The sequence below is a fragment of the Winogradskyella sp. genome (assembly GCF_013213975.1).
Lineage (GTDB): Bacteria > Bacteroidota > Bacteroidia > Flavobacteriales > Flavobacteriaceae > Winogradskyella.
In genome coordinates, this window is record NZ_JABSST010000090.1 from 1 (window position 1) to 11291 (window position 11291).

General features: G+C 33.4%; 11 protein-coding genes and 1 other RNA gene. 7 read left to right on the forward strand and 5 right to left on the reverse strand.

Going from position 1 to position 11291, the window contains the following annotated elements:
- The coding region (locus tag HRU49_RS12525) for a hypothetical protein (protein WP_296357675.1) at positions 1-569 on the reverse strand (569 nt) is incomplete at its 3' end.
- Between the two features lie 4 nt (positions 570-573).
- The gene (dnaX, locus tag HRU49_RS12530; protein ID WP_296357677.1) at positions 574-2295 is read right to left on the reverse strand and encodes a DNA polymerase III subunit gamma/tau; all 1722 of its coding nucleotides are present in this window, start codon (positions 2293-2295) and stop codon (positions 574-576) included.
- A 100-nt stretch (positions 2296-2395) separates the two neighbouring features.
- Between dnaX and rnpB the strand changes: the two genes are divergently transcribed.
- Positions 2396-2711: RNase P RNA component class A (rnpB, locus tag HRU49_RS12535), an RNA gene on the forward strand.
- Positions 2712-3499: 788 nt separating this feature from the next.
- Here rnpB and HRU49_RS12540 read toward each other — a convergent pair.
- Genes HRU49_RS12540 through HRU49_RS12550 form a run of 3 tightly spaced genes read right to left on the reverse strand, consistent with a single transcriptional unit; the run spans position 3500 to position 5571 of the window.
- Entirely contained in the window at positions 3500-4042 is a 543-nt protein-coding gene (locus HRU49_RS12540) for an RsmD family RNA methyltransferase (protein WP_296357679.1), read from the reverse strand.
- On the reverse strand, positions 4042-4848 hold the full coding sequence (locus HRU49_RS12545) for a DUF3822 family protein (RefSeq protein ID WP_296357681.1): 807 nt from the start codon (positions 4846-4848) through the stop codon (positions 4042-4044). Before HRU49_RS12545 ends, HRU49_RS12540 begins: the two co-directional genes overlap by 1 nt.
- Positions 4849-4851: 3 nt before the next feature.
- On the reverse strand, positions 4852-5571 hold the full coding sequence (locus HRU49_RS12550; RefSeq protein WP_296357683.1) for a hypothetical protein: 720 nt from the start codon (positions 5569-5571) through the stop codon (positions 4852-4854).
- Between the two features lie 143 nt (positions 5572-5714).
- On the opposite strand from HRU49_RS12550, the gene HRU49_RS12555 reads away from it, so the two are divergent.
- The 6 genes from HRU49_RS12555 to HRU49_RS12580 are packed head-to-tail and all read left to right on the forward strand — an operon-like array spanning position 5715 to position 10914.
- Complete coding sequence (locus HRU49_RS12555; protein WP_296357693.1) at positions 5715-7157, forward strand: AAA family ATPase; 1443 nt, start codon at positions 5715-5717, stop codon at positions 7155-7157.
- Positions 7158-7197: 40 nt separating this feature from the next.
- A complete protein-coding gene (gene kdsB, locus HRU49_RS12560) occupies positions 7198-7926 on the forward strand; it encodes a 3-deoxy-manno-octulosonate cytidylyltransferase (RefSeq protein WP_296357684.1) in 729 nt (242 codons plus the stop codon).
- A complete protein-coding gene (locus HRU49_RS12565) occupies positions 7917-8621 on the forward strand; it encodes an HAD family hydrolase (protein ID WP_296357686.1) in 705 nt (234 codons plus the stop codon). The genes kdsB and HRU49_RS12565 overlap by 10 nt, the downstream gene beginning before the upstream one ends.
- A complete protein-coding gene (locus HRU49_RS12570; protein WP_296357688.1) occupies positions 8618-9235 on the forward strand; it encodes a CatA-like O-acetyltransferase in 618 nt (205 codons plus the stop codon). The genes HRU49_RS12565 and HRU49_RS12570 overlap by 4 nt, the downstream gene beginning before the upstream one ends.
- Before the next feature lie 46 nt (positions 9236-9281).
- Positions 9282-10364: an iron-containing alcohol dehydrogenase family protein gene (locus tag HRU49_RS12575; protein WP_296357690.1), complete on the forward strand. Its 1083-nt coding sequence runs from the start codon at positions 9282-9284 to the stop codon at positions 10362-10364.
- 1 nt (position 10365) lies between these two features.
- A complete protein-coding gene (locus tag HRU49_RS12580) occupies positions 10366-10914 on the forward strand; it encodes a 1-acyl-sn-glycerol-3-phosphate acyltransferase (protein WP_296357692.1) in 549 nt (182 codons plus the stop codon).
- The last annotated feature ends 377 nt before the right edge of the window (positions 10915-11291 follow it).

The window sequence follows — 11291 nt, forward strand, 5'->3', positions numbered from 1 at the left end:
CGTGTTATATCTAAAGTTCCGTTTATATCAATTAAGATTGTATGCAAAGAATAGCGATCCGTTTCCGGAATAGCATAAAGTACTTCAATTGTAATACCTTTAGAAGATTCCATACTATCTTTTAATTGTACAGATTTTAAAACGCCAAGTTTATCAAAATCATAATCATCAATATTCGATTTTGTAACTGAGTCAAATCTGAAGAGTTTATTAATCTTTTGTTTATCAAACTGATTATTATAAATGGTTTTACCATCCTTTTCTACCAAAATATCAAACTTAAAATTCCTATAGTAGGTTTGATAATTTACGGTGTCTTTAATCTTTGTAAATAAAACACTATGGTCCATGTCTGCATAGGTCTTAATCTTAATGTGATAACCGTTACTAAGAATAGTATCCGTCTCTCGTTCTAGATAAGTCTCTGGTTCAAATATATCTATAGATATATCTACAGATTCTTTAAATACCTTAATGTCCTCCAACAAAGCCTGGCTCTGAGTCGTACGACCTTCGCAACTTGTAAATGCAATAATGAGAGTAATAAAAATTCCAAGTAATTTTCTCATAGTACTAAATATCTAAACCAAATGTTTTTTTAAGTAATTCAATATTCGGATTTTTTTCTTTCAGCTTTTCATATTTCTCCTGTGGTGTAAATGCATATTTCTTAGCAACCTCTTCGTTAACGGTAATGTTTAATTTAAGATCAAAATTTCTGAGAGTCTTTCTGAGATATGCTAAAAGTGGATATTGGGCGCGTTCTAATTCAATTTTATTGGTATTATTAGAATATGTTAAATGAATTGTTGTACCCTCTAATTTAGGATTGTCCATTTGAAGTATGGAGGCAAGAATTTTTTCACCCTTTTTACTCATGGACAGTGCATAAGCATTCCAAGCTTCTGTTAGGTCTTCTTGGTTTACAGGTTCTTTTGGTAAATCTTCTTCATCTATGATAACATCCAATTGTCTTATTTGATGTTCTTTCTTTTCGCGAATGCTCTTTAAAGACAATCCTGATGTTGACTTCCTAGCTTTGTCAATAGATATTTTTGGAATCGTTACTGGCTCTGCGACTCCAACAACCTCTGTTTCGGTAAGTTTCTTTTCCTTAGTTTCTTCAATCTTCTCTGGCGTTTCAACTGGTCTAGGACGTTCAACTGGTACAGGATTTATACCCTTTGCCTTGAAGTAGGAAGGTGGAATTATGAAATGCCTATTGTTTTTTTTTTCTCCATCAAAGGTGATAGAGGCAAGTTGCATTAATGTTAGTTCAACTAATAAACGCTGATTTTTACTGGTCTTATATTTTAGATCGCAATCGTTGGCGAGTTCAATACCCTTAAGTAGAAATGTATTGGAAGTTTTAAGGCATTGTTCTAAATACTTTTGTTTAGTTTCCTCCCCAACCTCAAGAAGTTCAATTGTTACTTGGTTTTTACAAACCATAAGATCCCTAAAATGTGAAGCAAGACCTGCGATATAATGATGGCCATCAAATCCTTTTGCAAGAATGGCATTGAATTGTACTAATAATTCAGGAATTTTGTTTTCTAGAATAAGATCAGTACTCTCAAAATAGGTCTCGTAATCAAGAACATTTAGGTTCTCAGTAACTGCTTGACGTGTTAAAATTTTTCCAGAGAAACTAACAACACGGTCAAATATTGAAAGTGCATCTCGCATTGCTCCATCAGCTTTTTGAGCAATAATGTGTAAAGCATCATCTTCTGCAGTAATACCTTGTTCTTCTGAGATATACTTAAGGTATTCTTTAGCGTCAGTTACTGTTATGCGCTTAAAATCAAAAATTTGACAACGTGATAGAATTGTTGGTATGATTTTATGCTTTTCAGTGGTAGCTAATATGAAAATACAGTGCTTTGGTGGCTCTTCAAGTGTCTTTAGAAAAGCGTTAAATGCAGCCTGAGAAAGCATATGCACCTCATCAATAATATACACCTTGTATTTCCCAACTTGGGGTGGAATTCTAACCTGATCGGTTAAATTTCTAATATCATCCACCGAATTATTAGAAGCTGCATCAAGCTCAAAAATATTAAACGCAAAATCTTCATCTTCTTTTGTAGTACCGTCACTATTAATCATTTTAGCCAAAATTCGAGCACATGTTGTTTTACCAACTCCACGCGGTCCTGTAAATAATAATGCTTGTGCTAAATGATTATTTTCTATGGCATTTAATAATGTATTGGTAATGGCCTGCTGACCAACAACATCTTTGAAGGTCTGAGGTCTATATTTACGCGCTGATACTACAAAATGTTCCATAAAAACGACTGAATTACAAATTTAAGAATAACCTCTAAATAGTACTTTAAGAAGCTTAAAATTTAATAGGAGTTATTAACAATTTGTGTACTTTTGATGCCAAGTAGATTGCCTTATCGCAGAGAATTAATGTTCTGAGGAAAGTCCGAACACCATAGTGCAATATAGTGGTTAATAACCACCAACCGAAAGGTTAGGAAAAGTGCAACAGAAAGTATGTACAGGTCATGCTGTAGTGAAATCAGGTAAACTCTATGTGGTGCAATGTCATGTATACCAACGTTTGAGAGCTGCACGTTCGATTGTTGGAGGGTAGACAGCTAAAGTTTGCTGGTAACAGTAAACGCAGATAAATGATAAGGACTATACTTTCTAAAGTATAAGTACAGAATTCGGCTTATAGATTTGCTTAAATAAAACCCTTTGCTTTTTGTAAAGGGTTTTTGTTTTCTGCTCCCTTTGATTATAGCTAAAGTCTGTTTGTATACACGCGTCAACTTGATCATACTTAGACGTCAGCTAAATTACGTACCAAAAGACTACATCTTTTTCATTACCTAGAAGTTTATCATTTTTTCACCCCCTTCGGCAATGGGCATTTTCCGAGATACCATCACTATCAAAACCACTATGACAAACCTCGTAGCCGTTTTTAGTTTCTTAACCCAGTCACATCTCTTTAACACTGGTTATAGCTGCTTTAATGGCATCTGAATTTTTAGTTGGATAGTATAAGAAATGCGGCTTCAGTGAATTTTGCTGGCCGAATTATAGTCTTCAGGTATGTGTATATTTTGTAGCTTAACTATTTCTGAACGATAAATATTATAATACTGATCAAATTTATTGAACACGATATCCATTTTACGCTATCCAGCCTTTTCAACCATCTCTGTTGTATGGTTTTTGTTTAATTCGGTCATGTTTTCAATAGGAATAACGCATAACATGGGGCTTCCTCAATATTTGTTGAAGTACAGTTAATGCTTTTAACGTTATATTCTTTATAAAGGGCTTCTGAGCTTGGTTGAGAGGGCTTCATACTTTGGTGTCATTTAAACTTTACATAATCAAGCTGCATAATAAGCATGTTTCATCATTCTTCTTTACAAGGTTTAAAATTAATGGTAAAGATTACATTAATAGAATTAGTAACCCGAGCTGTAATTTCCTCAAAATGTTAGCAGACACTCATAACCAATTTTTATAACTCCCGCTCAAAAAAACTGAAAGCATTTCCTCCATAAGATTTTGTTTGAACATAATATTCTATAGGGCTTAAATCTGTATGCTTAGAATGCTCAATAATAAGCATGCCGCCATCTTCGAGTAAATTATTCTGAAATACAACCTGTGGAATTTTATGAAATAACTCTATATCAAAGTTGTATGGTGGATCAGAAAAAATGAGATCAAACTTTTGATGTGTCTGATCTAGAAATTTGAACACATCACTCTTAATGGCTTGTATAGGCATTTCAAATTTTTCTGATATCTGGTTAATGAACTTAACGCAACCATAATGTGCATCAATAGCAAGAATTTTTTCCGTACCTCTTGATGCAAACTCATAACTTATATTCCCAGTACCCGAGAACAAATCTAGTACAGATATTTCATCAAAATAGAACTGATTATTTAAGATATTGAACAATGCTTCCTTACCCATATCAGTGGTTGGTCGCACTGGCAAATTCTTTGGCGCTTGTATTTTTCGTCCTTTATGGATACCTGAAATAATACGCATTAAAAAGAATTTAAGATTAAATAATGATGGTGCAGATGTTCTGTGTTAATGGCATCTGCAAATTTGTAATTAAATTGTAAATGCAGTATTTCTACATGCCTAATGTAAGTGTATAGTATGGTGTATAAATCATCGCCACGATCTATAATACCAAGCACCTTAATCTTTGTTGATTCTACATCTAATTGCAGTTGTTCATAAACAAAAAGAATGTAGTATATGAAGTCCTCTTTGGTAGCATATTCAAAAGTATTGAATAACTGTAGTTTTTGATTTTCAATCACCACAACTTCGATAAAATTTCTATTAACATTGACAATAACTTCAGCTTCGTCAGAGGCTCTAGTTCGCTGAAGTAAAGTGTCTATTAATAAAGTTGAAGAATGCTTAAACACAAATTCACCAAAAGTCTCGAAAATATAATTATTAAAGTTTACATACGGAACATATACATTACAACTGTCATTTGACACAAGATCATCATGAGTAAGATAGTCGGTCTTTAAAATCTTGGCATTAAACTTTAGATAATCTGCTTTATTATTTTCATCAAAAAAGGCCTTCGGTACTAATGAAGATAATTCATTCTGATGCAGAATCATAACGTCTCTAAATTCACCAGAAAAGACAGTTTTAGTGCTTAATTCTGTTTTTAAACGATTTAGCGCATCAAAGGGATTAAGCCTTGTTTCAAAAGGAACATAATTGAGCGATTCAATAGTATTGCTTGATCTATTTAAAATGCAAAAAGAAAGCCCATTCAAATTAACTTGAATGGACAATTCTTTAATGTTATTATGTTTCAAAATTTACTCCTTAGTTGAAAGATCTTTACCCCAGTTTCCGCTAGTGTTAACTTCTTCCATTGATCCAATCTTCACACTCTCTCCTTTCACACCTGCGATGGAGAAGGCATCTTTTTCTTTCTTAACAAGATTTTTATCCTGATCAAATAGAACCACTGCCTTATCTATACTAGCCTCGAATACTGGAATATCGTCTAACTTGCCAGCCTCTAATTTAAATTTAGCGCCTGGCTTACCAACACCAACATCAGCCATAGTTTTATATCGTGTATCGCCTTTAAAAATAGAGTCCTTTACAGTATAATAACTTAGGGTGTCAATCAAAGTGATGGTTTTCATAGTTTCAACACCACCAAATGCCTTAGTCCTTTCTTCATCTAAAACCAGAGTGTCTCTACGCTGGGTAATTGGGACTTGACCATTCTCAACGAAGTTTATTAATTTATTGAAGTCGCCCGCATATTCGCCATTAACTTCTTTGTATGCTAATTGAGAATCTCTAATATCCACTAAACGGTCTATCACTGTTTTATAACGTTCAACTTTTAGTTTGTTAAATTTAATCTCGTCATAAACCGACATAAATGTAATATAACCTAAAAATATTATTATAGCCCAAAGTACAAGATTAATAACTGGTCTTAACTTATTAGGAACGAATTTATCGATTAACCAAACGATACCAATCGTTAAGACAATAACAAGTAAAATGTAAAGGATCATATTCTTAATTTATTAATTAGGTCTATCGCAAATCTACAATTTTTTTTTGTTGGTAAAAACTATCTAAATAAAAAATTGAAAATATCAAAAAGCACTACTTGCCAAATTATAATAATGGTATATTGCTATCAATTTTATACCCAATGATTTCTAACGCTTCGGCCTTTTATTCACTCATAAAATCTAAATTTCCTTTTGCACCTACGCGCAAACAAGATGTTGTGTTAATGCAATTATCTGAGTTCGTATTTAATAAGTCTTCAAATTCGCTATACTTGCTTAAAGGATATGCAGGAACCGGTAAAACAAGTATTATAGGGACTATAGTTTCTAACTTATGGCAAGCAAAAAAAAGTGCAGTGCTTTTAGCACCAACAGGAAGAGCCGCTAAAGTTATTTCTAACTATTCTAAAAAAGAGGCCTTTACTATTCATAAGAAAATCTACTTTCCTAAAAAAGAAAAGGGTGGCGGTGTAAAATTTGTAATGCAACCTAACAAACATAGAAATACCATTTTTATAGTCGATGAAGCTTCTATGATTCCAGATGTACCATCAGATTCAAAACTATTTGAAAATGGCTCACTATTAGATGATTTGATGCAATATGTCTATTCAGGACATCAATGCAAGCTTTTATTAATTGGGGACAAGGCCCAATTGCCGCCTGTAAAATCCGATTTAAGTCCTGCATTGGATGCAGATAAGTTAAGTCTCAATTTTAATAAAACGGTTTCTTCTATTGAGTTGGATGAAGTAGTAAGGCAAGAAGAAAACTCTGGAATTTTAGATAATGCAACTGAGCTGAGAGCTGTACTGGATTCAGGTATTTTTGAAAGCTTTAAATTCAATGTGGATACTTTTAAAGATATCCAACGCCTTGTAGACGGTCATGAGATTATGGACGCAATTAATGATGCTTACAGCAATGAAGGTTATGAAGAAACGGCTATAATTGTTAGAAGTAATAAACGGGCAAATCTTTATAACAAGCAGATTAGAGAGCGCATATTATTTAATGAAAGTGAACTCTCGGCTGGGGATTATTTAATGGTAGTTAAGAACAACTATTTTTGGATAAAAGCAACAACAGAAGCTGGATTTATTGCCAATGGCGATATCATTGAGGTATTGGAGATTTTTAATATCAAGGAACTGTACGGTTTTAAATTTGCCGAAGTCAAAGTAAAAATGGTGGATTACCCTAGAATGCAACCTTTTGAGACAGTGCTTCTGTTGGATACCATAAATGCAGAAAGTGCATCTTTAAGTTATGAATCATCTAATCGCTTATATCAAGAAGTTGCCAAGGATTATGCCAACGAATCGTCCAATTACAAACGATTTTTAGGAGTAAAAAACAACAAGTATTTTAATGCGCTCCAGGTTAAATTCTCTTATGCCATTACATGTCATAAGTCTCAAGGAGGACAATGGAATACTATTTTTATTGAGCAGCCCTATCTTCCTAACGGCATAGATCGCGATTATATTAGATGGCTATATACAGCTGTTACTAGAGCAAAACACAAGTTGTATCTCATCGGTTTTAAAGATGATATGTTTATTGAAAAGTACATAACTTAAAACTTAAAACTTTATTTTTGACATTATTCAAATTAGTGATATGAAAATCATTTCAATGATACCTGCGCGTTACAGTGCTTCTCGTTTCCCAGGGAAACTCATGCAAAATCTAGCTGGGAAATCGGTGATTTTACGCACCTATGAAGCCACGCTTGCCACTAACTTATTCAGTGAGGTTTATGTAGTAACTGATAGCAAAATTATCTTTAATGAAATCGTTGAAAATGGTGGTAAAGCTATTATGAGTAAAACAGAACATGAGTCTGGTAGTGATAGAATTGCAGAAGCTGTTGCCGAAGTTGATTGTGATATTGTGGTGAATGTTCAGGGTGATGAGCCATTCACCGAACGTGAGAGTTTAGAAAAAGTACTTGAGGTCTTTAAAGATGATGCAGATAAGACGATTGATTTAGCCTCCTTAATGGTAGAAATTAATGATTGGGATGAGATAAAGAACCCAAATACTGTAAAGGTTATTGTAGACCAGAATAATTTTGCACTGTATTTTTCAAGAAGCCCTATACCTTTTCCAAGAGATAAAGAGGCAGGTGCACGTTACTTTAAGCATAAAGGTATTTACGCCTTTAGAAAGCAAGCCTTATTAGATTTTACAATTTTACCAATGCAATTTATTGAAGGAACTGAAAAGATCGAGTGCATTCGTTATCTTGAGTATGGGAAGAAAATTAAAATGGTAGAAACGCAAATTCAAGGTGTAGAAATTGATACTCCTGAAGATTTAGAAAGGGTGAAACGTTTGTGGAAATAGATTACAGTAATATAAAAGTTATCGGCTTTGATGCTGACGATACATTATGGGTTATCGAAACCTATTTTAGAGAGGCAGAAGAAGACGTTGGTAGATTACTTTCGCATTATGAAACTCCAAACAAAATAGATCAAGAGCTGTTTAAAATGGAAATGAAAAATCTATCGACTTATGGATATGGAGTCAAAGGTTTTGTGCTTTCTATGGTTGAACTGGCAATAGACGTATCCAACGGTCAAGTGTCAAATTCCATTGTTTCAAAAATTTTAAATATTGGAAAGGACATGATTAATAAACCAATAGAACTTTTGGATGGTGTTGAAAAAGTTTTAATTACATTGTCAAAACACTATCGATTAATTGTAGCAACCAAAGGAGATTTACTTGATCAAGAACGAAAATTAGAAAAATCAGGATTGTTGCAATATTTTCATCATATCGAAGTATTAAGCGAAAAACAAGAGGCTAATTATGAAAAACTGTTGTTGCATTTAGATATTAATCCAGCAGAATTTTTAATGATAGGTAATTCTTTAAAGTCTGATGTTTTACCAGTGGTAAATATTGGTGCTTCTGCCATTCACATACCATTTCATACGACTTGGCAGCATGAAAATATTTCAAAGGAACAGACTCATGGAAAAAGCTATAAAACTATTGACCATTTAATTGAAATTTTGGATGTTTTACAATGAAGCAAGTGAACATTACATCTTGGAATAGACATAAGCTCTATACTCATTTTCTTGGATTAAAAGACCCGTATTTTGGTGTAACCATTCCATTTGATGTTACAATGGCCTATGAATATGCTAAGGACAATAACATTAGTTTCTTTGTGAGATATTTGCACGATTGTTTAAAAGCTATCAATAAAGTAGATAATTTTAGATATCGAATTATCGACGATCAAGTCATTGATTTTAATGTGATCCATGCATCTGCTACTATAGCGAGGCCAGATCATACCTATGGGTTTTCTTTTATAGCATACGATAGAGATTTGGAAATCTTTTTAAATAGGTTCAAAAAAGAAAAACAAAGGATTTTAAATTCTGATGATTTGTATCCACCTGTAAATAGTCAGGACTGTATTCATTGTTCTGCTTTGCCATGGTTTACATTTACAGGGCATAAGGAACCTGTATCTGGAAAATTACAATCAATTCCTCAATTGGCGTTTTCTAAATTTGAAAAGCGAGATAATAGGTTGATAATGAACGTTTCTATACATGTAAATCACGCCTTAGTGGATGGTTATCATGTTGGATTGTTTGCCGAAGAATTTCAATTTTATTTAAATAGCTAGATAATACCAAGTTAAATTTTATTTTTGTTAAAGATTAAAATTGTACATGACATATAAGAATTATCCGATGGTCTCAAGAGTCGTTTTTGGGCGTGGAAGTTTCAGTCAATTAGATGAAATTTTGGCTCCTAAACGAAAAGGACGTAATGCACCATTCATATATTATGTTGATGATGTTTTTAAAGGCAATCATTGGTTAACTTCAAGGATAATGTTGTCCTACAGGGATAAAATAATTTACGTTCCAACCACAGAAGAGCCCAAGACCTCTCAAATAGACAAATATGTTGAAGACATAATTCTTGAGTATAGTGAATTACCTTCAGGTATTATAGGTATTGGTGGTGGTATTGTCATGGATATCGCAAAGGCTGTTTCCTTAATGCTTACAAATAAGGGAGAGTCCAAAGATTACCAAGGGTGGGATTTAATTAAGAATCCAGCTATTTATCATGTAGGTATTCCAACAATATCAGGTACTGGTGCAGAGGTTTCAAGAACAACAATCTTAACAGGCCCAGAACGTAAATTAGGAATTAATAGTGATTATACACCTTTTGATCAGGTTATTCTAGATCCAGAACTAACTAAGAATGTGCCTAGAGACCAATGGTTTTATACAGGAATGGACTGTTTTGTTCATTGCGTAGAATCTCTTAATGGTACGTATTTAAATGCGTTTAGCCAAAGTTATGGTGAGAAGGCCTTTGAATTATGTCAAGATATATTTTTGGGAGATGACTTAAATGAAAAAGAAGCTCAGAATAAACTCATGATGGCGTCATGGCATGGTGGGATGAGTATTGCCTATTCACAAGTTGGTGTGGCACATGCTTTAAGTTATGGATTGAGTTACTTGTTAGGTATAAAGCACGGCATAGGTAATTGTATTGTTTTTGATCAATTAGAAGAATACTACTCAGAAGGAGTGGCTATGTTCAAAAATATGAAGGAAAAACACGGTATTGAACTACCTAGAGGTATTTGTGAAGATCTTGATGACGCCGAGATTGATAAGATGATAGACGTGGCATGGAGTTTAGAACCATTATGGGAGAATGCACTCGGTAAAAACTGGCAATCAAAAATTAGTAGAGATAAGTTAATGACACTTTACAAAAGAATGTAAAATGCGCTGGTTAGCTAGATTTGTTTACTTCAAAATATTAGGTTGGAAGGTTGTTGGAAATACAAATTTCTCAAAGGATACTGTAAAGAAAGTTGTAATTATTGCGGTGCCACACACCAGCTGGCATGATTTCTACATTGGTGTGTTGCTAAGAAAAATAGTTAATATAAAAGTGAATTTCATTGGTAAAAAGGAACTCTTCACATGGCCTTTAGGGTATTATTTTAGAGCTATTGGTGGGCGACCAATTGATCGTACATCTGGTCAAAATAAGGTAGATGAAATCGCTAAGCTATTTGAGAAAGAAGGTGAGTTTAGATTGGCATTAGCACCTGAAGGTACACGTAAAAAAGTAGATAAATGGAAAACCGGGTTTTATTTTATTGCTAAAACGGCTAAGGTTCCAATAATAATGTTTTCCTTAGATTTTAAAAACAAGCAAAATAAAATTTCGGAACCATTTTATCCAACGGATAATATGGAAGAAGATTTTGATTTTATGAAGTCATTTTATGATGGGGTCGAAGGAAAGGTAAAAGAATACAGTTAAATAGAATTCCAATAACTCTTGAAATTTTGGCATAACATTTGTTTTATTCCTTAGGCAATGAAACATAAAGTAAACTGTTAAGTCCCTAAAAAGAAACATTGCGGCAAAAGAAGCTATCTTATCTCATTCAGATAGCTTTTTTTATGTATAATACTAACGGTGAAGATGATTTGTTTGTGGCTGTAATATTATTCAAGTATGCAGTTCCAGCGAATATTAACCTTTTAAAAGCTTGCAAATAATCACAATTTGGAATTTGGTCTAGCAAACTCTAATAATTCATCACCTTTAGCCCTGCTATATCTGGACTTCATAAATTTAGAGAAAGACAGCACTATGAAAGATAATTTCGATTGGTACCACGATTATCAATGGTG